Source organism: Acetobacter musti (assembly GCF_011516835.1).
Taxonomy (GTDB): Bacteria; Pseudomonadota; Alphaproteobacteria; order Acetobacterales; family Acetobacteraceae; genus Acetobacter; species Acetobacter musti.
The window spans coordinates 22247-43515 of record NZ_WOTB01000028.1 but is presented as its reverse complement, the minus strand read 5'-3'; the positions used below and the strand labels follow the sequence as shown (position 1 = coordinate 43515).

At 62.7% G+C, this 21269-nt stretch carries 22 protein-coding genes; 9 read left to right on the top strand and 13 right to left on the bottom strand.

Annotation, left to right across the window (positions count from 1 at the left end; all coding sequences use genetic code 11):
• Window positions 1–70 precede the first annotated feature (70 nt).
• Window positions 71–331 (bottom strand): double zinc ribbon domain-containing protein, encoded by a 261-nt coding sequence (locus GOB93_RS16505; protein ID WP_242010857.1) that lies wholly within the window; start codon window positions 329–331, stop codon window positions 71–73.
• Window positions 332–455: 124 nt separating this feature from the next.
• Here GOB93_RS16505 and GOB93_RS16500 point away from each other — a divergent pair, with 124 nt between their 5' ends.
• Window positions 456–1334, top strand: a complete 879-nt coding sequence (locus GOB93_RS16500) for a methyltransferase domain-containing protein (RefSeq protein ID WP_173584592.1) — start codon at window positions 456–458, stop codon at window positions 1332–1334.
• 459 nt (window positions 1335–1793) lie between these two features.
• Here GOB93_RS16500 and GOB93_RS16495 read toward each other — a convergent pair whose 3' ends face one another.
• A complete protein-coding gene (locus GOB93_RS16495) occupies window positions 1794–2420 on the bottom strand; it encodes a glutathione S-transferase N-terminal domain-containing protein (RefSeq protein WP_173584591.1) in 627 nt (208 codons plus the stop codon).
• 244 nt (window positions 2421–2664) lie between these two features.
• Here GOB93_RS16495 and GOB93_RS16490 point away from each other — a divergent pair, with 244 nt between their 5' ends.
• From GOB93_RS16490 to cysC, 3 genes are read left to right on the top strand one after another with little or no spacing between them, the layout of a single operon-like run.
• A complete protein-coding gene (locus GOB93_RS16490) occupies window positions 2665–3351 on the top strand; it encodes a phosphoadenylyl-sulfate reductase (protein ID WP_173584590.1) in 687 nt (228 codons plus the stop codon).
• A gap of 40 nt (window positions 3352–3391) precedes the next feature.
• Entirely contained in the window at window positions 3392–4186 is a 795-nt protein-coding gene (gene cysD, locus GOB93_RS16485; protein WP_173584589.1) for a sulfate adenylyltransferase subunit CysD, read from the top strand.
• A gap of 18 nt (window positions 4187–4204) precedes the next feature.
• Window positions 4205–6091, top strand: coding sequence for an adenylyl-sulfate kinase (cysC, locus tag GOB93_RS16480; protein WP_173584588.1), 1887 nt, complete (start codon window positions 4205–4207; stop codon window positions 6089–6091).
• Window positions 6092–6144: 53 nt separating this feature from the next.
• Here cysC and GOB93_RS16475 read toward each other — a convergent pair whose 3' ends face one another.
• Complete coding sequence (locus GOB93_RS16475) at window positions 6145–7245, bottom strand: hypothetical protein (protein WP_173584587.1); 1101 nt, start codon at window positions 7243–7245, stop codon at window positions 6145–6147.
• Window positions 7230–7502 (bottom strand): hypothetical protein, encoded by a 273-nt coding sequence (locus GOB93_RS16470; RefSeq protein WP_173584586.1) that lies wholly within the window; start codon window positions 7500–7502, stop codon window positions 7230–7232. Before GOB93_RS16470 ends, GOB93_RS16475 begins: the two co-directional genes overlap by 16 nt.
• Before the next feature lie 243 nt (window positions 7503–7745).
• On the opposite strand from GOB93_RS16470, the gene GOB93_RS16465 reads away from it, so the two are divergent.
• From GOB93_RS16465 to GOB93_RS16450, 4 genes are all read left to right on the top strand, one after another.
• Complete coding sequence (locus GOB93_RS16465) at window positions 7746–8849, top strand: purine-nucleoside phosphorylase (protein WP_173584585.1); 1104 nt, start codon at window positions 7746–7748, stop codon at window positions 8847–8849.
• A gap of 127 nt (window positions 8850–8976) precedes the next feature.
• The gene (locus tag GOB93_RS16460; RefSeq protein ID WP_242010856.1) at window positions 8977–10230 is read left to right on the top strand and encodes a cytochrome P450; all 1254 of its coding nucleotides are present in this window, start codon (window positions 8977–8979) and stop codon (window positions 10228–10230) included.
• 96 nt (window positions 10231–10326) lie between these two features.
• The gene (locus tag GOB93_RS16455) at window positions 10327–11037 is read left to right on the top strand and encodes an NAD-dependent deacylase (protein WP_173584584.1); all 711 of its coding nucleotides are present in this window, start codon (window positions 10327–10329) and stop codon (window positions 11035–11037) included.
• Window positions 11034–11618, top strand: a complete 585-nt coding sequence (locus tag GOB93_RS16450) for a uracil-DNA glycosylase family protein (protein WP_173584583.1) — start codon at window positions 11034–11036, stop codon at window positions 11616–11618. The genes GOB93_RS16455 and GOB93_RS16450 overlap by 4 nt, the downstream gene beginning before the upstream one ends.
• Window positions 11619–12149: 531 nt before the next feature.
• On the opposite strand, the gene GOB93_RS16445 is transcribed toward GOB93_RS16450, so the two are convergent.
• Window positions 12150–12842, bottom strand: a complete 693-nt coding sequence (locus GOB93_RS16445) for a MarC family protein (protein WP_173584582.1) — start codon at window positions 12840–12842, stop codon at window positions 12150–12152.
• A 204-nt stretch (window positions 12843–13046) separates the two neighbouring features.
• Between GOB93_RS16445 and GOB93_RS16440 the strand changes: the two genes are divergently transcribed.
• Window positions 13047–13439: a DUF4112 domain-containing protein gene (locus tag GOB93_RS16440; RefSeq protein ID WP_173584581.1), complete on the top strand. Its 393-nt coding sequence runs from the start codon at window positions 13047–13049 to the stop codon at window positions 13437–13439.
• 79 nt (window positions 13440–13518) lie between these two features.
• On the opposite strand, the gene uraH is transcribed toward GOB93_RS16440, so the two are convergent.
• Genes uraH through GOB93_RS16400 form a run of 8 tightly spaced genes read right to left on the bottom strand, consistent with a single transcriptional unit; the run spans window position 13519 to window position 21085 of the window.
• A complete protein-coding gene (gene uraH / locus GOB93_RS16435) occupies window positions 13519–13872 on the bottom strand; it encodes a hydroxyisourate hydrolase (protein WP_173584580.1) in 354 nt (117 codons plus the stop codon).
• Entirely contained in the window at window positions 13869–14396 is a 528-nt protein-coding gene (gene uraD / locus GOB93_RS16430) for a 2-oxo-4-hydroxy-4-carboxy-5-ureidoimidazoline decarboxylase (RefSeq protein WP_173584579.1), read from the bottom strand. Before uraD ends, uraH begins: the two co-directional genes overlap by 4 nt.
• The gene (gene puuE, locus GOB93_RS16425) at window positions 14393–15307 is read right to left on the bottom strand and encodes an allantoinase PuuE (RefSeq protein ID WP_173584578.1); all 915 of its coding nucleotides are present in this window, start codon (window positions 15305–15307) and stop codon (window positions 14393–14395) included. The genes uraD and puuE overlap by 4 nt, the downstream gene beginning before the upstream one ends.
• Window positions 15304–16578 (bottom strand): pyridoxal-phosphate-dependent aminotransferase family protein, encoded by a 1275-nt coding sequence (locus GOB93_RS16420; protein WP_173584577.1) that lies wholly within the window; start codon window positions 16576–16578, stop codon window positions 15304–15306. Before GOB93_RS16420 ends, puuE begins: the two co-directional genes overlap by 4 nt.
• 22 nt (window positions 16579–16600) lie before the next feature.
• On the bottom strand, window positions 16601–17878 hold the full coding sequence (locus GOB93_RS16415) for an allantoate amidohydrolase (protein WP_173584596.1): 1278 nt from the start codon (window positions 17876–17878) through the stop codon (window positions 16601–16603).
• Window positions 17879–17901: 23 nt separating this feature from the next.
• On the bottom strand, window positions 17902–19497 hold the full coding sequence (locus GOB93_RS16410; RefSeq protein ID WP_173584576.1) for a gamma-glutamyltransferase family protein: 1596 nt from the start codon (window positions 19495–19497) through the stop codon (window positions 17902–17904).
• A 5-nt stretch (window positions 19498–19502) separates the two neighbouring features.
• Window positions 19503–20873, bottom strand: a complete 1371-nt coding sequence (locus GOB93_RS16405; protein WP_173584575.1) for an AtzE family amidohydrolase — start codon at window positions 20871–20873, stop codon at window positions 19503–19505.
• The gene (locus tag GOB93_RS16400) at window positions 20870–21085 is read right to left on the bottom strand and encodes a DUF4089 domain-containing protein (protein WP_242010855.1); all 216 of its coding nucleotides are present in this window, start codon (window positions 21083–21085) and stop codon (window positions 20870–20872) included. The genes GOB93_RS16405 and GOB93_RS16400 overlap by 4 nt, the downstream gene beginning before the upstream one ends.
• Window positions 21086–21269 lie beyond the last annotated feature (184 nt).

Genomic DNA, 21269 nt, shown 5'->3' with positions numbered 1-21269 from the left:
ACTCTGTCTGCATCGGGTTCGTTTATTGCTTATGAAAAATTCTTTTGTGCAAAACAGACTTTTTCATAATCTAACCCGATGTACAACCCTTCTGTGAGATTTCCGCGTCGACGCCCAGATGACTCTCCGCCGGCAGCGGCACCCCGCACTGATCACATCGCGGCGCGCCAATCGGATGCACACGGACGAAACAGTCCGGACAGAGCGAATGCGGCTGATCCACCTCCACCCCGCAGGCCGTGCATGTCGGCGGCAGCACCAGATCCAGCGCGAACCGCCCCGCCCCTCTCGCAAAACGCCCTAGACGCCCGGAATCAATCAGCCCCGCCATCCGATCTCCACATCCCCGATATCCGTCCGCACCTCTGATCCGAACATCGTACTTCCGGACACGTTTATGCCAGCCACCGTGCCTCCCCTTGGCACAGCGCACAACCAGGCGCACATGCTTCCCCATGCAGAACGAGCATCTGACATTCGACCGCAAAGCCGTCCGGCTGCATCGCGACCGCGCCGCCTCCACACTCGGCAGCGTCGCAGACCTCCTCGGTGAAGCCGCCGACCGCCTGCTCGAACGCCTCGACGACCTCACCCGTACCTTCCCTCTCGCTCTCGATATCGGCGGACGCGGCGCCACATATCCCGGTCTCCGCGCCCGCGGCATCGACATCATCAGCTGTGATTTTTCTCCGAAGCTCGCCCGTCAGGCGCCCCCGCCCTCCGTCTGCGTCGACGAGGAATTTCTTCCCTTCGGCGAACACCGTTTCGATCTCGTCGTCGCAAATCTCTCCCTGCACTGGGTCAACGATCTGCCCGGCACCTTCGCCCAGATCCGGCACATCCTGAAACCCGACGGCCTCTTTCTCGCCAGCATCCCTGTCCTGCCGACCCTCTCCGGCCTGCGCGAATGCCTCAGCGAGGCCGAACTCGCCATCAGCGGCGGCGTCTCGCCACGAATCTCCCCTTTCCCGGCCCTTCGCGACTGCGCCTCCCTGCTTCAGCGCGCCGGCTTCGCCCTGCCCGTCGTGGACGCCGAAACCATGGATATCCGCTACCGCTCCGGCCTCGCCCTTCTCCGCGACCTCCGCGCCGCCGGCGAAGGCAACGCCGTCGCGCTCCGCGACCGCAGAACACCCCCGGCTTCCCTGTTCCCCGCCGCCCTCTCCCTGTTCGAAGACCGCCACGCCGGCCCGGACGGCACCATCGCAACGCCCCTGCACATGGCCATCCTCAGCGCCTGGGCCCCCGCCCCTTCCCAGCCCCAGCCGCTGGCGCCTGGCCAGTTCACAACCTCACTGAAAGACGCTCTGGAAGACAATAACACCCCAACATGATCTGACCCGAAAACACCGGTGCCCTTCACGAAAGCGTTTCAAAATACCGCAATATCCAGCGGACTCCACAAACCAGACCGCATGAAACAAAGACCAGACAGAATCGTCAGGACAAAAACGAAAATAATCATTTTCACCGTGAAATAAAAAATCCTTATACCCGTATAACTGCTGATCAGGTCATGGAAAAATGACACGGGCCAGACCATTCAGAAACAGAGCCATGCTGAAGCCGATAACCGCCTTCATCATGATGCGGACATGCTGAAATACTTTAAATGCCGGCAGAAATGGTTTCACAACCGGACTCATCTTCACTCTATTCATCATGTCGGCCGCGAGATTTCGTTCATTCACCGGATCATCTGAACAGGCAGAAAAACGAACCCGGGCATACAACTGAAAAACGGGACGGACAGAGCTGACCGCCCCACCCGTCCCGCCAGGAACCGTGCCGCCTCAGTGCAGCCCGGTGTCATTCCCCGTCAGGCCTTCTTCCTTCATCGCCGCCTGCGCCGAAGGCCGCGCCATCACCCGCTGCTGCAGCGCCCAGGCCACCTTATGACCCGAAATATCCACGCCCATATGCCCCGGCCAGCTCATGATCACCGCCGCATAGGCGTCCGCCTGCGTAAAGCCCCACGGCAGCCAGTAATCCCGATCCGCACTCAGAAACGTCTCAAGCTGATCCAGCCGCCGCTTCAGCCCCGCGAGCACCTTCTCCTTCGCCTCTCCGGTCAGACCCGGCGCGAAAAGGCCGCCCGCAGCCACATGCAGATCGCCGCAGAACCCAAGCGCCTCCTCCAGACGCGCCCGCTCCATGGAGCCCTGAGCCGGTCTGAACGCCGCCACATCGGAATGATCGCCAATATACTGAAGAATCGCCGGATTCTGCGTGAGAATAACCCCCGGCTCAATCCCGATCGTCGGGACCGCCCCGCGCGGATTGATTTTCCAGAAATCCTGCCCCGTCTCCGTGACCTTTTTCTGAAGATCCACCTTCTCCAGAGTATAAGGCATCCCCGTCTCTCTGAGGATGATATGTGATGCGAGCGAACAGGCGCCCGGACTGTAATAAAGTTTCATGGAAACCTCCGGAACAAACGGACAGAACCCGCCAGATACCTCATCATGACGCATCCCGCAGACGGTCTGTCCGGCACCCCAGCCTGACACATGTTATTCACGACAAACAACAGTGAATTAACGCGCTACTCTGAAAACCACACACTCCGCGATCGTCCATTCACTTGATGTCATGGCGTTAAAGCCCTACATGGTGCCCCTGAATTACGTTTCCTCCTCGTACAACACCCGGCAAACAACCGAGATGACAGTCACTCAGCAGCAGATTGCGACGATCCGGAACGCAGGCAGCGACGCCAGCGCGATCCTGCGCGCCGCCGCGATCGCACTTGAGGGCGAACTCGCCATCCTGTCGTCATTCGGCGCGGAATCCGCCCTTCTGCTCGCCCTCGTGGCTGATATCGACCCGTCCCTGCCGGTGCTGTTCCTCGAAACCGGCATGCATTTTCCCGAAACGCTGGACTACCGCCGCGATCTCGCCCGCACGCTCGGCCTCACAAACGTCCGCGATATCCACCCTCCTGAAAAGGAACTGGAACAGCGCGACCCGCAATCCCAGCTCTGGGCGTTCGACCCCGACGCCTGCTGCCAGCTCCGCAAGGTCGAGCCGCTTGATCTCGCAACCCTGCCATTCCCCGCGCTCGTAACCGGACGGAAACGCTCCCAGGCCGTCACCCGCCATCGTATGGAAATCGTAGAACCCGATGGCGAGGGCCGGATCAAAATCAACCCGCTCGCCGACTGGACGGCAGAGGAAATCGACGCGGAAATGACCCGCCGCAACCTCCCCCGTCACCCGCTCGCCGAAAAGGGCTACCCGTCAATCGGCTGCGAACCCTGCACCCGTCCCGTCGGCGACCATGATGACCCGAGAGCCGGTCGCTGGGCAGGGCAGAACAAGGTCGAATGCGGTATCCACAAGCCGGCCTGACAAACAGCCGCGATCTGACAACAGAAGGTTTCCCAGGACTATGGATCATCTCGATCAGCTCGAAGCACAGAGCGTCTTCATCCTCCGCGAGGCTTACCGGAAGCTGAAGCCGCTCGCGATGCTGTGGTCGCTGGGCAAGGATTCCAACGTCATGCTCTGGCTGGCCCGCAAGGCCTTCCTCGGTCGCGTCCCCTTCCCCGTCATGCACGTGGACACCGAGAAAAAATTCCCGGAAATGTATAAGTTCCGCGACGAATACACAGAGAAATGGAACCTCGACCTCCTTCTCGGCTACTGCCCGCCCGTCGAGGAAATGGACCCGACCCTGCCACCCGCCGCCCGCTCGGCCGCCCGCAAAACCGCCGGCCTCGCCGCCATGATCGAGAAGCATAAGCTCCAGGGCGTCATCGCCGGCATCCGTCGCGACGAGCAGGGCACCCGCGCCAAGGAACGCGTCTTCAGCCCGCGCGGCGCCTCCCACAAATGGGACATCCGCAACCAGCCGCCCGAATTCTGGGACCAGTACGCCACCCCGCATGAGGACGGCGTCCATATCCGCGTCCATCCGCTCCTCGCCTGGCGCGAAATCGACATCTGGCGCTATATCGAGCGCGAAGGCATCCCCATCGTCGATCTCTATTTCTCGAAAAACGGCAAACGCTACCGCTCGCTCGGCGACCAGGACATCACCTCGCCCATCGACAGCGAAGCCTCCACTCTCGCCGAAATCATCACCGAACTTGAGACCACACGCACATCCGAGCGCGCCGGCCGCGCCATGGATCATGAATCCGAAGACGCATTCGAGCGGCTCCGCGTCGCCGGTTATCTCTGAGCGACGGGAACACAGAACATGAGCGAAACACTCACCGCCACCACCGTCATCGACCCGATCGACCGCGACGTGGCCCTTGAATCCGCAACCCCCATCGTCATCGTCGGCCACGTCGATCACGGCAAATCCACCCTGATCGGCCGCCTGCTCTACGACACCGACAACCTCGAGGAAGGCAAGGTCGCGCAGATCATCGAATCCTCGAAAAAGCGCGGCCTGACCATCGAATGGAGCTTCCTGCTCGACAGCCTCCAGATCGAGCGCGACCAGGGCGTCACCGTCGACTCAACGCGCATCCCCTTCCGTCTCGGCAACCGCCAGTTCGTGATCGTGGACGCACCGGGCCACCGTCAGTTCCTCCGCAACATGATCACCGGCGCCGCCGACGCCGACGCCGCCGTGCTGGTCGTGGACGCCAATGAAGGCGCCCAGGAGCAGACCCGCCGCCACGCCATGCTGCTGCGTCTGATCGGCATCCGTCACATCATCGTGCTGCTGAACAAGGTCGATCTGCTGAACTTCGACGAGCAGAAAGTCCGCGCCGTCGAGCAGTCCGTCACCAGTCTGCTCGCCCAGCTCGATCTCACCCCCTCCCTGTTCATCCCGGCCTCGGCCCGCGACGGCGACAACATTGCCAGCCGCTCCGAACGTTCGCCGTGGTACAAAGGCCCGATCCTCACAGAAGCCCTGGCCGAAGTCCCCGACGGTAACATCCGTGCCACGCTCCCATTCCGCCTCCCGGTCCAGGACGTCTACCGCTTCGATGACAAACGCTACGTCGTCGGCCGGATCGAGCGCGGCGTCGTCCGCGTCGGCGACGAGCTGAGCATCGGCAGCCAGAACGGTACCGCCCGCGTCGCCTCCATCGAACGCTGGAGCGCCCCCGTGCGTGACGAGGCCGCCGCCGGTGAATCCGTCGCCCTCGTGCTGGAGCCGGATGTCATCCCCGCCCGTGGCGATTTCCTGTACTCGCCACATCAGGCCCCGGAAAAATCCGCCCGCATCCGCGCTAACCTGTTCTGGCTCCGTCAGGAACCGCTCCGCGCCGGCGAGACCTTCCGTCTGCGCCTCGCCACGGCCGAACATCAGGTCACCGTCGCCTCCATCGACTCAGTCCTGCGTCTCGATGACCTGACCGAGCAGCAGGCCGATGAAGTCGGTCCCGAAGGCTTCGCGGAAATCACCCTGGTCGCCGGCGAGGCCATCCAGTTCGACCCGTTCTCGCCCGGTACGTCAGACGGCCGCGGCGTCCTCGTCGATCGCAACCAGCGCATCGTCGGCGGCGCACCGCTCCTCGGCCCGGCCACCGTCGCCGCAGGCAGTCACGCCATCCACCCCTCGGGCGGTGAAGTCAGCACCGGCGAACGCGCCCGCGGCAAAGGCCACAAAGCCTGCGTCATCTGGCTCACCGGCCTCTCCGGCGCCGGCAAAAGCACCATCGCCCGTCTCGCCGAGCGCAAACTGTACTCGGACGGTATCGATGCCTACGTCCTCGACGGCGACACACTCCGCATGGGCCTGTGCAGCGATCTCGGCTTCACCGAAGCCGACCGTCACGAAAACGTCCGCCGCGCCGCCGAAGTCGCGAAAATCCTCGCTCAGACCGGGCAGGTTGTCCTCGTCGCCCTGATCTCCCCGCTTCGCGCCGACCGTGCTCTGGCCCGGAAAATCATCGGCGAGGAGTTCGAGGAAGTCTTCATCGACACCAGCCTCGCCACCTGCGAGGAACGCGACTCAAAAGGCCTCTACCGCGCCGCCCGTGAAGGCAAAATCGAAAACTTCACCGGCATCAGCGCCCCCTACGAAGCCCCGGAAAAACCAGACCTCCACATCGCCGCCGACAAAGGCGACGCCGGGCAGAACGCCACGAAGCTTACCGACTACATCCTCAGCAAAGTCCGCTGAGGACTTTATAAACGGGACAAACGCAGGGCTCTGCCCTGCACCCGGAAGGGGTCTCAGACCCCTTCACCCGTTTTTTTCATTGAGATCATCTCAGTTCCTGATTTTTGCATTGTATACATGTCATATCGCTTAACTTCTGCCCTTATACGCGAAAAGCCACCGGATTTGATCCAGTTTTGCTGACGTCGTTTCGCCGAACGGAGAGACATCCCCATTAAATAAGCGACTGCTAATGGAGTCTTTCCCATATCAAAAAGCCGGTAGCAAATTTCAACACCGCGTTTAGTGAGATGACCAGTCGCCGGCATATAGTTATCTCCGCAGCTTGTACGACTGGAACGGTGATTTGCAGGAAAACGTGGTGACAGATCTTCCACAAGCTCTGTTCCCTGCAGGTTAAATTCTCCGCTGATTTTCTTATAGCGTTCACGTTCACGAACAATCTGTTTCGCAATGAGCCGATCTAGTCTTCTCAAATCCAGCTCAAAAACATGCTCAGCCATCTCAAACAAAGCACTGTTAAGTCCCAATGTACGTCTTAATTTCTTCGCTATACGCGTTGGTATTATATTTCGGAATACACGCAGCTTTCCTAAAGCCTCATATTTATATTTTGGACGGAAATAGTTCGTGTAATTAATTGCCTCATAATTACGGCTTATATCGGACATCACCAGATGAATTCTGTGTGCAATATCATTCCGATAACCCAGAAGCATCTGCAATTCAGATGCCTCTTCCTCACTAAAAATCCCGATTTTAACTGCGAATGCAAATGCAATCTTAAGTTTTTTTCCTTCCTGACCGGCACCCAGAAACGTCTGCCGCAAGGTATCTGCATCTTCAATGGATAATTTATTCGCCGCTTCAGCATCCCGCAATAATCTGTCCAGAAGACAGCTCAACCGTTTCTTATCGGGAACTTCGGAAATCGCATAAAAATTCTCACAGATCGCAACTGGATACACATCCGTTAACATAAAATTTCGTATTTCTTCGTTATAGAAAAGATAGAGCGTGATCTCGATAGCTCTGTAGCGCAAAATATTACGCTCCAGTGCCGACGATCCGCCACCACGAGGGTCATTATAGCGGCTGAACGGAAACAGACGCCCGGAATCGGGTTTAACGCAATATTTCACAGCACCAGCCATTCATAATTTTTTCTGCCTAAATGTAACTCAATTATACTTCGTTTCAGACATCTGAAAATTTTAAATTTATCCTGATTATCAATCTTTTTGTTATATTTTTTTCGAATAAATACAGAACGCTTGGCTCTTTTTATCAAATTCAGCGAATTCTCTTTCGTCTCGGCATAGGCAAATACGGGAAGGAAGGAAACGACCTGCTGGAACAACTGGCACGCCGCATGCACGGAGGTTCCTTCTTCCGGAGCGCTTCTGAACATGGCCTCACCGCGCTGCGCAGATTCTCTCTCATCATGTCATGCTATGGCCATATCTTGCTTTCAGCCTGGCCGACAGGAAACTGATCGCGTGCAACCCGTTCGGAATTCTCCAAAAATATTATTCGGTAATGGCCTCCGGGGAAAAAATCCGGTGCAGAACAGGCCTCATAACCGCTGAACCCGACGGGACAGTCCGATCCGGATCCGGTGGCACATTCGTTACGATTGTGCATACTCACCCGCATGAAACGCTTCGCCCCGCGCCTGCTCGCCACCACCCTGCTGTCAGTCCTTCCGCTCGCCGGCTGCGCCACCCCCGCAACACAACCGGCAACACAGTCGCCGGCCACCACAGCGATCCTCGCGCCCAAAGTCATCGTGGTCGCCGGCTGGGAAAACGGCGAAGACAAAGGCGATGTCCCCGGTGAATATCAGGACTGGGTCGAACGCGAACATCTCGACGAGATCGTCCCCGTGCGCGGCGTGCCCCGCCCCATCCTGAGACGAAACCCGGACGGCGTGTACGGCCTTGTCCTGCGCGACGGCGCAACGGATCTGATGGCCCTCGCGCTCGACCCGCATTTCGATCTCCACCGAACCTACTGGATCTTCACCGGCATCTCAGGCGCGGACCCGAACACCACCTCGGTCGGCAGCGTCGCCTGGGCGCGCTGGGTCGTGGACGGTGACGCCCTGCGCGAAATCGATGACCGCGACGTACCGAAATCCTGGCCTTACGGGCTCTACGCAATCGGCGCCGACAGGCCGGACGCCCTTCCCTCCGACCCCAACCATTACGGCTCCGTCACCGATATCGAAGAACTGAGCAAGGCCTATCCTCTCAACCAGGGCCTCGCCCGCTGGGCCTTCGCCGTCAGCCGCACCGTGAAAATGGATGACGACCCCGAAATCGCCCGCCGGCGCGCGGCATGGAAAGGCTACCCGAACGCCCGCAAAGCCCCGTTCGTGATGATGGGCGAGACCCTCGGCGCCCTGCGCTACTGGCACGGCGCCTCCCGCAACCGCTGGGCGGAACGCTGGGTCGCGCTCTGGACGAAAGGACACGGCCAGTTCGTCATGACCAACGAGGAAAGCCAGACCAACCAGAGCGAAATGCGCCTGCTGGCCCGGCGCGGCTATGTCGACGCGCAGCGCATCATGGTCCTGCGCTCAGCCAGCAATTTCGACATGCCGCCGCCAGGACAGGACCCGGTCAGTTCCATGGGCGATGAAGGCCCCGGTCAGGCCCTCGCCTTCGATAATAACGAACGTGCCGGCGCCCCCGTCATCGCCGAACTGATCGCCCGCTGGCCCGAATACAGCGAGCATATCCCTTCCGCAGACTGACCCGGGACCACCCGCGCCCCGTCAGGACAGAAATACGATAGGAAAGAAACGCACCGGAACCAAAACGCGACAAAACGGAAAAAGCCGACCCCGGCCAGCAACAGAACGCACAGCCAGAAGACCGATCATGACAGGACAGCAAAGAAGCACCGCGATGAAGATCGACCGCGAAGCGAAAACTCTCGATCTCGACCCGCATGATCCGGACTTCCTCGCCGATCCGTACCCCGCCTGGCGCATCATCCGCGAAACAGCCCCGGTCGTCTTCTGGAAACAGTACGGTTTCTGGTGCCTCTTCGAATACGGAACGATCTCCGCCGCCCTGCGCGACCCCCGGCTGGGCCGCAGCCTGACCCATCTGGCCACCCGCGAGGAACTCGGATGGGACCCCGTCCCCGATGCCGTGAAACCCTTTTACGCGGTCGATGACCTGACTCTCCTGGAACAGGAAGGCGCCAGCCACACACGCCTGCGCCGCCTGATGAACCGCGCTTTCGTCACCAGCCAGATCGCAGCGCTCGTTCCCCGTCTGACCGGAATCGTCAATGATCTGATCGACAAATTTCCCGAACATGCACCGTTCGACCTCATCACGGCATTCGCCACTCCGGTGCCCCTTAGAATTATCACCGGCATGCTCGGCGTGCCGGATGAAAGCGGGCCGCAACTGCTCGAATGGTCCCATCGCATGGTGCGGATGTATCATTTCGGACGCACCACCGAGGACGAAGCCCTGGCCGTGGCCGCAACCCGTGATTTCTCGGATTTCATCCGCGAATTTCTGACTCTGCGGGCCACAGGCAGCCGGGAGGGACTGATCGGACGCCTGCTGAACGCACGCGATGACGGCGAGCAGATCACCGATGACGAACTCGTCGCAAACTGCATTCTGCTGCTGAACGCCGGCCACGAGGCCACGGTCCACGCCCTGGGAAACGGTGTGAGCGCAATTCTGGACAGCGGCATTCCGCCCGAAACACTCTTCGCCAGCGAAAAGGCTGTGACAAAAACCGTCGAGGAATGCCTCCGCTTCGACACGCCGCTGCAACTGTTCACCCGCTATGCCCTGGAAGACCTCGATATCAGCGGCATCCACCTGAAACGGGGCGAAAAAATCGGCCTGCTGCTCGGAGCCGGCAGCCATGATCCCGCAATCGCCCCGCGCCCCGATCTGTTCTCACCAGGCCAGGCAACACGACACCTCACCTTCGGAGGCGGCATCCATTTCTGCCTCGGCGCGCCACTCGCACGCCTGGAAATGCAGATCGCCCTGCCTCTCCTGTTCCGCCGCTGCCCGGAACTGCGCCTGGAAACGCCGCCGGTCCGGGCAGACAGTTTTCATTTCCGGGGCGTGGAATCCCTGATGGTGCGCAAAACCTGACCAGATCACCAGACACCATCCCGCCGATCTGGAAAAACAGCCACCGCGAGGCCATATCCGTAAAGAATGCAAAAACGCAAAACTACGGAGACAGACATGGAACGCATCGTCATCCTGACCGGCGCCGGAATCAGCCGCGAGTCAGGTCTGGATACGTTCCGCGACGAAGGCGGCATCTGGTCGCAGGTCCGTCTCGAAGATGTCTGCACCCCGGAAGGCTTCGCCCGGAACCCGGAAGCCGTCGACGATTTCTACAACAGACGCCGCCGCGAACTCGCCACAGCCGAACCCAACGCCGCCCATCACGCCCTCGCCGAACTCGAAGCCGCGTACGGCGACAACACCGACGACGCCTTCCTCCTCGTCACCCAGAACATCGACGATCTCCACGAACGCGCCGGCTCGAAAAACCTCGTCCACATGCACGGCGAACTCCTCCGCCTGCGCTGCCTGAACTGCGGCGCCACGCCACACTGGACCACCGACTGTCACCGCGACACCCCCTGTCCGTCCTGCGGCAGGCCACGCCTGCGCCCCGACATCGTCTGGTTTGGTGAAATGCCCATGCATATGGACCGCATCCAGCGCGCCCTGGAGCAGTGCGACACCTTCGTCGCCATCGGCACCTCAGCGACCGTCTACCCCGCCGCCGGCTTCGTCCATGAGGCCTCCGGTCACGCCCGGACCGTCGAACTGAATCTCGTACCTTCCGGCAACGCCACCCTCTTCGATGAAATCGCTTCAGGCCCGGCGACCACCATCGTCCCCCGCTTCGTCAGGGACACGCTCGCGGAGAACGCTCGTTGAGCGACGAAACGCTCGCACAGCTCGTCACGCAGATCCGCGCCTGCACCGCCTGCGCCACCCACCTGCCGCTAGGCCCGCGCCCGGTCCTGCACGTCTCGCCCCGTGCCCGCCTCCTCATCGCCAGCCAGGCCCCCGGCACCAAAGTCCACGAAACCGGCATCTCCTTCAACGACGTCTCCGGCGACCGCCTGCGCTCGTGGCTCGGCATGGACAAAACCACCTTCTACGATACCGAACGCGTCGCCCTCGTCCCCATGGGCTTCTGCTACCCGGGTCGCCTCCCCAAAGGCGGCGACTGCCCGCCCCGTCCGGAATGCGCGCCCCTCTGGCGCGAAAAAGTATTGTCCGAACTGAAGAATGTCCGCCTCACCCTTCTCGTCGGCTCATACGCCCAGAACGCCATTCTCGGCCCAGGAAAAGTCTCTGAAAGAGTGGAACATTTTCGCGATTATCTGCCGCAATACTTCCCGCTGCCCCACCCGTCCTGGCGCACCGGCGCATGGGAAAAACGCAACCCCTGGTTCACCACGGAAGTCCTCCCCGCCCTGCGTCACGAAATCGCCCGCGCCTTCGCAACCTGATCAGAACAGAATACCCGGACGCCACAAACAGCCCCTGATCGACAGGCGTTATGGCCCGGCCTCCCGGTCAGAGAGAACAATTCACAACGAAGACGAACGCCCGAAAGCCGGCGTACTCCCTTCCTCCGGGCAAAAACCGCCCGCACAGACGCCTTCGGCGGACTCCGCCGCACCCCGCCCGGCATGATCAAAGCAGATGCAGCGGGAAAGCCGGTATTCACTCAGGGATGCGGCGCGTGAAGCACCACCGAAGCAAACACCGTCATAGCCATGATAAGCATAAGAGTAACGGAGCTGTTCATCAGTATTCCCCTTTTTCCAGGCATCCCATGATCGGGTGCCGTTCACTCAATGTCGTCACGACCTGAGCGCGGGAATCCGTCTAAGGCCACATCATGCGACCTGATCCGGTTTTTTCAGGAATAAAATTCAGCCGGACAAAACACGGTCCAGCCGACGCTCACGACCTGCGATTCCGGCCCCGATGTCACGACCGGGAACAGGCGCAGCGACCGGAGATCAGCCCCCATTTCAGTGCAGGGAGTGGTAAAACGCCGTTGCAAATCCCAGAATGCCACCCGCCAGAATCTGCACCCCGATCGTCAGCAGAATCAGCGCCGCGAGCCGGCTCAGAATACGCGTGCCCGTCACGCCCAGCATCGCCGTCAGCCGTTCCGCATAGGCATAGGCCACCCAGACGACCACCGCCACCGCCGCCGCCGCGGCCGAAAGCCCCGTCTCCCACGCCAGATAATGTGACCCGTTTTCTCCGGAACTGAGCGCAATCGCCACTGAAATCGAACCCGGCCCGACCGTGAACGGCATCGTCAGCGGAAAAAACGCAATGTCGTTCCAGTGCGGCGACACCACCGGCTGGCCGTCCTGAATGACCTGCTTCTGCCGCTTCTGCTCGGATGCCTCCGGACTTTGCAGCATACTCCACGCCCGCACCGCCACAACCAGACCGCCCGACACGCGCAGCGCGTTGATGGACACCCCGAAAAACGCCAGAACGACGCTTCCGGCCCAGATCGACACCACCAGAAGTATAAAGGAATAAGCCGCGACCGTCCGCGCCAGCGCAGCCCGTTCCGGCCCCGAATGGCCGCTCGCCGCCTGCAGAAAGATGATCGACGCGCCCAGCGGATTGACAATCGAAAACAGCGCCGGAAACGCCAGCAGAAAACTGTCACGCGCAACAAGAACGGAAGCTGGGATCGTCATGTCCGGGTCAGAAGCGAGTGTGAACAGTTACCCGGTCGCCACATCAGACAGCATAACCAGACACCGCTCCATACAGGATGTACGGACCATTTGCCCATCCCCCGCGAAAACACTGTCAGACCGGCAAAACAACCAGATAAAGCGATACCGCCAGATAATCCGCTCCCCTTGCACAGACGCCCGCGCCTTCCAATCTGATACATCATGACAACGAACCAGACATTCTCCGGTGACGTCCTCCCCCCGTTCGGCAAACCTCTGCGGGCACGCCTTGAGCGGCTGAAACGCCTCGCCTGGCTGCTCGACGCCTCGATCCAGCTGCCAGGCACGAAATTCCGCTTCGGCCTGGACGCCGTCATCGGCCTCGTGCCAGCCGGCGGCACCGTCATCATGACCCTCGTGTCACTCTGGATCGTCTGGGAAGCCCGCAAACTCGGCGCTCCGGCGCCCCTCCTGCTCCGCATGCTCGTCAACGTCGCCATCGAAGCCGCCATCGACTTCATCCCGGTCGCAGGCGATCTCATCGATGCCGCCTTCAAAGCCAACCTGCGCAATGTCGCCCTGCTCGAAGATTACCTCAACGGCAGACTGCCCTGAGAAAAACCGGCCCCGAACACGTCCGCCTGAGACGGCTCAGTCCCGGAATAAACTGCCGCAGGGTACCTTCCGGCGCCCGTCAGCTCCCGCGATACGTCGAGAACCCGAACGGCGACACCAGAAGCGGCACATGGTAGTGACCGCCCGCCGCACCCTCGGCAGGTTCGGCGATGCCGAACGCGATCGGCACCATATCGAGAAACGGCGGCTCGCTCAGCGCCACGCCCTGCGCCCGGAAATACGCCGCCACCGAGAACTCCAGCCGGTAAGCCCCGGCCTCCAGCGCCCCGACCTCCTTGAGTTCCGGACACCGACCGTCATCATTCGTCACGCCGGAAAACAGCACCGTCTCCCCACGCCAGAGCGTGACCGCCACCCCCCGCGCCGGCTTACCCGAGACAAGATCAAGCACATGGGTCGAAAGCGTACTCATGCGTCACTCTCCAGCCGTTTCAGCACATCCGCGCAGCGCAGCGCGGCAATCCTGTCAATCTCCGCCAGCGCCGTCCGCAGCTCCGTCTCAGGCGTATTCCTCACCCGCCGCGCCATCTCCGACAGAATCAGACCTTTGTCGCTCAGCCGCACACAGATCACGAACGGCATCGCAAACCGCTCGCGATACGCATCGTTCAGAGCATTGAACCGCGCATATTCCTCCGGCGTCAGCCGGTCGAGCCCCGCCGAGGCCTGCTCGGACTGAGACGCCTTCGTCAGGCTCTCATCCACCCCGGCCCGCCGCGCCAGCTCCGGATGCTCTCTGACAAGAACAAGCTGTTTCTCATCCGGCGCGCCCGCCACCACATCCCGGAACACCGCCAGCAGACTCTCCCTGTCCGCAAACGGCCTCCTGGCGAAAGCCTCCCGCGCAATCCACGGCGAATGCTCATAAAGCGCACCGAAAGCCGCAACGAAAGCGTCCTCATCCATACCGTTGATGATGTCGAACACGCGCGTCATGCCGGATGCACCTCAAGCCAGTGACGCGCGATGTCGAGCCGGGTCGCAACCCAGACCCTGTCATGCGCCAGGATATGATCGAGAAACCGCGCCACCGCACGGGCACGCCCCGGACGTCCGGCGATCCTGGAATGAAGCCCGACCGACATCATCCGCGGCTGCGACGCCCCCTCCTCCCAGAGCTGATCGAACGTATCCCGAAGATAACGGAAGAACTGCTCCCCTTCCGTAAACCCGTTCAGCGCCACGAACTTCATATCGTTCGCATCCAGCGAATACGGAACGATCAGTTGCGGCCGTCCGGTCTGCTTCTCCCACGTCCTGTCATAATACGGCAGATCATCCGCGTAAGAGTCGGCGTCGTAGACAAATCCGCCCTCCTCCGCGACCAGCCGGGCCGTATTCGGGCTCGTCCGCCCCTGATACCAGCCCAGAGGACGCGCGCCCGTCAGCGCCGTCTGAATCGCGATCGCCTCCGCGATATGCTGCCGCTCAACCTCCTCCGGAACATCCTGGTAATCGATCCAGCGATATCCGTGCGTGGCAATCTCCCAGTCAGCCTTCAGGATCGCCTCGACCGCCTCCTGACACCGCGCCAGAGACATCGCCACGCCAAAGACCGTGACCGGCAGCCGGCGTTCCGTAAACATCCGGTACAGCCGCCAGAACCCGGCACGGGTGCCGTATTCATAGAGACTCTCCATCGCAACGGCCCGCGCGCCCGGAACCGAACGCGCACCCACCATGTCGGAAAGAAACGCCTCGGAGCCCGCATCTCCATGCAGAACGCTGTTCTCGCCACCTTCTTCGAAGTTGATCACGAACTGAACGGCGACACGGGCCTGGCCCGGCCAGCGCGGATCAGGCGGAATCGCACCATAACCCGTCAGATCACGGGGATAATCACTCATTTCCCGGCCTTCTCCCCGCCAGCGCCCGCATCCGGGGCCGTCCCCGCGTTCCAGGCCGCCAGCGCCGCATCCACGGCCGCTCCGCGCGGCACCGGCCAGCCCTGCCCCGCCAGCGCCGCTTCCAGAGCGCCCAGAGTGATGAGCACATTATGCTTCATCGCATTGTACCCCATCGCCCCGATACGCCAGATCTTCCCGATCAGCGGCCCGAACGCCGTCCCGATCTCGATCTCGAAATCCTCGCGCATCCGCAGACGCACCGCTTCGCCATCGACCCCTTCCGGAATCCACACCCCGGTCACATTCGCCATGCGATGCGCATCATGACCGAACACACGCAGCCCCATAGCACGAAGCCCCGCCGTCACCGCAGCCCCCGCCCGGCGATGCCGGTCAAACCGCGCCTCCAGCCCCTCTTCCAGCATCACCCGCGCACATTCCCGCGCCCCGTAAAGCATGGTCGTCGCCTCGGTATGATGGTTCAGACGCTTCTCGGACCAGTAATCCATGACCATCGCCAGATCGAAATAATTCGACCCGATCCGCGCGCCGCTCCCGTCCTGCGTCCCCGATCCGCGTATTCCCTGCTCCACATGACGACGCGAGAAAATGAACTCCGCCGCCCGGTCGGAAATCGTGATCGGCGCGGAGCCCGGCGGCCCGCCCATGCATTTCTGCAGACCCGCCGTCACAACGTCGATCCCCCAGCCGTCAACATCGACCGGATTGCCGCCCAGCGTCGCCGTCGCATCGACATAGGACAGCACATCATATTTCCGGCACAGCTCACCCACGCCCGACAGCGGCTGCGCCATCGTCGTCGAGGTGTCACCGTGAATGCAGGCAAACACCCGCGGACGATGCTCCTTAATCCCCGCCTCGATCTGCTCCAGGGTCGCAACCTCGCCCCATTCCAGATCGATCGTGCGGATATCCGCCCCGATCCGCTCCGCGATCTCCGACAGCAGCAGCCCGAACCGCCCCGCCCGGACAATCAGAATCCGCGACCCGGGCTCGACCAGCGACACAAGCGCCGCCTCGATCCCCGCCCGCGCCGTCCCGTCAATCAGAAACGTCCAGCGATTCTCCGTCATGAAAACCTGGCGATACAGCGCCATGGTTTCATTCATATAGGCCGTCATCTCCGGGTCGAACTGCCCCAGCATGTCCGCGCTCATCGCCCGCAGGACACGAGGATGCACATTCACCGGCCCCGGCCCCATCAGAAGACGCCGTGGCGGGTCGATCTGCCCGAAAAATGCTCCTGTCATCGTTCTCTCATCCTCTTGTCGATCAGTGTCCCGCCACGGCAAGACGGCGCACAAAATCAGTCATCGCCTCAATCGCCACATCGACATCAGCCGGCAGAACCGCCTCCGCCGGATTGTGGCTGATGCCCTGCTCACACCGGATAAACAGCATGGCCATGGGAACGAGCCGCCCCATCACCATCGCATCATGCCCCGCGCCACTGACCAGCACCCGCGCCGGTACCCCGGTCACATCGGCCACAGCCGCCTCCAGCAAACCCCGCAACTCCGGATCACAGGGCACGCCGGCAAGATTTTCACGCGGAATAACCTCGAACCCGATCCCGCGCCGCGCCGCCACCGCCGCGATCCGCTCAAGAATCTCGTCGACCGCCTGGTCCCGTGTCACAGCAGACCCGGCACGCGCATCAAGCGTGAAGACCACATCCCCCGGCACAACATTGACCACACCCGGCCACACCCGCAGCGACCCGACCGTGGCGACAAGCCCGTCCCTGCCATCAAAGGACTCCGCAATCGTCTCGACCGCCAGCACCATCTCGGACGCCGCCGCCAGCGCGTCCCGTCGCAGCCCCATCGCCATCGTCCCGGCATGTCCGGCCGTGCCATGCAGCTTCACCTCGAAGCGCCGCTGCGCCGCAATGCCGCTGACGACGCCAACAGCCCGCCCCTCGGCCTCCAGAACCGGCCCCTGCTCGATATGCGCCTCCACATACCCGACCAGTTCCGACACATCCCGCCGCGCCGCCGCCATCCCGAGCGGCGTCAGACCCGCCGTGGACAACGCCTGCGCGACCGTCACCCCGTCCGCGTCCCGCAGTTTCGCAAACGCCGCCTCCGGATCGTCCTCTTCCAGAACCCCCGCCACGGCCCGCGTCGTCAGCATCGTGACCGGAAAGCGCGACCCTTCCTCGTCCCCGAACCCGATCACCTCCAGCGCAAACGGAAACCGCTCACCACGCTCATGAAAGCCGGAAACAACCTCGATCGCCGCAATCACCCCGAGCATCCCGTCATACCGCCCGCCATCGCGCACAGAATCCAGGTGCGAACCGAACAGCAGCGCCGGCGCACCTGGTGCCAGCCCCTCATACCGCCCGATCAGATTGGCCGCGCTGTCCCGGCGAACACTCATCCCCGCCGCGCGCATCCAGCCCGAAACCGCCTCGATCGTGGCGTGAAACCCCGGACCCAGCCATGGACGAAACAGCAGATCGACCTCGTCGCTGAACGGCACCTCACCCAGCCGGTCACACCGCGACACCGCCCGCTCGCCCGGTGACAGACTCACGGAGGACAGCGTCTCCGCGCCAGGCTCCTCCTTCACCACGCCGCCACGCCCCCGTCACTGCGCGGGTCCGTCGCCCCCTCGATCACCCCGTCAAGATGATACACCAGCCCCCCGGCATGACCCATCATCGACGTAAACGGCGCCACACGCTCCAGCGCATGCCCCGCCGCCCCGAGCTGCCCGATCAGTTCCGGTGAGAACCGGTCCTCATATTTGAGAGTGACACTCTCCTCGCCCCAGGTCTTCCCCAGCAGCCAGCGCGGCGCCGTCACCGCCGCCTGCAGGCCCATGCCGTAACGGGCATAGCGCGAGAACACCGCCGCCTGCGTCTGCGGCTGCCCCTCGCCCCCCATCGTCCCGTACACCATGACCCGCCCGTCATCGAACCGCGCACCCGCCGGATTGAGCGTGTGAAACGGCTTCCGCCCGGGACGGAGCGCGTTCCACCCGTCCTCCGCCAGCCGGAAGCTCGCCCCCCGGTTCTGCCAGGCAATGCCCGTCTGCGGCAGAACCACCCCGGAGCCAAACTCGAAATACGTGCTCTGAATCATGCTGACCGAAAGCCCGCTGGCATCCGTCGCCCCGAGCCACACCGTATCCCCCGCCTGAGACGGATGCGGCCACGGCGCGGCCCGGCGCGGATCGATCGCCGCCGCCATCCGGTCCAGCGCCGCCGCATCATCCAGAATATGCTGCGCCTCAACCGTCATATAGGCCGGATCGCCGACATGCGTGTCCCGGTACCGGAACGCCCGCTTCGTCGCCTCGATCAGCCCGTGAATATGCGCGAAACTCTCGCCCTCATCCGCTTTCAGCCGGTCGAACAGCGCCAGAATCAGCAGCGAGGCAATCCCCTGCGTCGGCGGCGCCATATTGAACAGCGTCGCATCATGAATCCGGACCGAAAGCGGAGCCCGCAGCTGCGCCTTATGAGCCGCCAGATCCGCCGCGCTCACCGGGCTTCCCGCCGCCGCCAGATCCGCCGCAATCCGTTCCGCCAGCACCCCGTCATAAAAACTCCGCAATCCGGCGGAAGCCAGCTCCCGCAGCGTCGCGCCCAAAGCCGGATTCCGCAGAATCTCGCCCTCCAGCAAAGGCCGCCCGTCCGGCTCGAACACCGCCGCATAACCCGGCGCTGCCCTCAGCTCGGCCGATTTCTGCGCCGCGATCGCCGCACCGCCCGCCGTCACCGGCACGCCTTCCTCCGCGTAACGGATCGCCTCGGCCAGAATCTGCGCCAGAGACAGCACCCCACCGCGTTCAGCCTTCGCCCGCTCCAGCGCCAGCGCCCAGCCCGAGACCGTCCCGGCGACCGTGTTCGCCGCCAGCGGCCCCCGCCACGGCACGGCGTCCAGCCCCGCCTTACGGTAAAGCTCCAGATCAGCCGCCGCCGCCGCGCCGCCGCAGGCGTCGATCGTCTCGGTCCGCCCGTCCGGCCAGCAGATCAGCCAGAATCCGTCCCCGCCGATCGACGTCATATGCGGATACACCACAGCCAGCGCCGCCGCCGTGGCCACCACCGCCTCAATGGCCGAGCCGCCCGCCCGAAGCACCTGCAATCCGGCCTGAGACGCCAGATGATGCGGCGCTGTCACCATGCCGCGTAAAGACCGCGCCGTATGCAGCATGTCCGTCAGCCCTCCGTCGCGCCGCGCACCGGATATCCGAGCACACCGGCCCGCTCCAGCGCCGCCCCGACCGCGAACAGCGCCTGCTCCTGTCCGGGAGCCGCAATGATCTGCACCCCGAGCGGCAGACCGGCCTCAGCCCCGCCGGCCCCGCCCGCGTCCGGAGCCAGCGGCGCGGCCAGGATCGGAAATCCGGCAAGCGTCAGAGGCTGCGTGAACAGTCCGAGATTGGCCCGCGCCGAAACGGATTTCCCGCCCACCGTGATCATCGGCTGATCGATCCGGGGCGCAGGCCCCACCGTCGAAGGCGCGATCAGAATGTCATGATCGCGAAACACCTCATGCATATGCGTACGGAACCAGTTCCGCAGCCGGTGCGCCTGAATGATCGGAGAAGCCGGAAGCAGAGCCCCCGCCATCAGCCGGTCCCGCGTCGCCGGATCATACTCCATTGCCCGGTGCCGCAGCCGGGGAAGATGCAGATTGCCTCCCTCCGAAGCCGTAATGATGAACGCCGCCGCCCGCGCCCGCGCCACTTCCGGCAGTTCCACCGTTTTTGTGGAAGAGAAAAAAGCCATGATCCGGTCAAGACCGTCGACCAGCCCCGGCGCAAGATCACGCCCGAACCAGCCGTCCAGACGCGCGACCCGCAGCGCGCCGACATCCGGCGCCTCGCCCCTGGCCTTCCCGTCCATCGCCTCAAACCCGAGCTTCAGATCACCGACCGTCCCCGCAAACGGACCGATCGTATCGAAACTCGCCGCGAACGGATAAACCCCCTGCAGCGGCAGCCGCCCCTGAGTCGGCCGCAGCCCCCACACACCACAGAGAGAGGCCGGCACACGGATCGACCCGTTCGTATCGGACCCCAGCGTCAGCGGCAGCATCCCCGCCGCCACCGCCGCCGCCGATCCCCCCGAAGATCCGCCCGCGAGCCGCTCCGGATCACGCGGATTCCTCGTCGTGCCGTAATGCGCGTTCTCCGTCGCAAAACCGTACGCAAACTCATCCATGTTCAGCGTCGCCACCGGAATGGCCCCCGCCGCCACAAGCCTGCGCACAACGGCCGCATCCTGCACGGCAGGCGCATTCTCCCGCAGCACCGTGGACCCCGCCGTCGTCACAATCCCTTCCACATCGAAGAGATCCTTGACCCCGAACGGCACACCCGCCAGCGGACCGACAGGTTCGCCATCAGCAATCCGCGCATCGATCGTATCCGCCGCCCGGAGCGCGCGCTCAGACAGCAGACGGGTCACACAGCCATAAGCCGGGTCATGCGTCTCCAGCGTATGCAGGGTGGTCTCGATAACGTCCCGCGCCTTCCGCAGACCGAAACGAATATTACTCGCCAGAGTGGCAGCGCGCAGCGTCATGGCACGTATCCGAACGCCGGCTCGCAGTCATCCGGCAGCACAAGACCGTCGACCAGCCCGACATAGCCGCGCAGCAACTCAGTGTTGAAAATCACGCCCGGCAGACAGTCTTCGGAAATCACAAGATCAACCTGCCGCGCCATGACAGCCACATCCCGCGCCGTCGCCAGCACTTCGGCGCGCTCCTCTTCCTCAGACTGAGTTCCGCCCATGCTTCTTCTCCCCGCCGGCACAGCCGCCCGCTTCGCGGCCCATGCCCGAAATACCGATGACCGCATCAGCGTAACCCCGTTTCGCCTCCGCCGCGAGCCCCCGGGAAACACCACCGGAAACATCAGGATATCCGATCAGATCAGCCGATTCAGACCGGAAAATTCAGGCCAGAAATTCAGACTG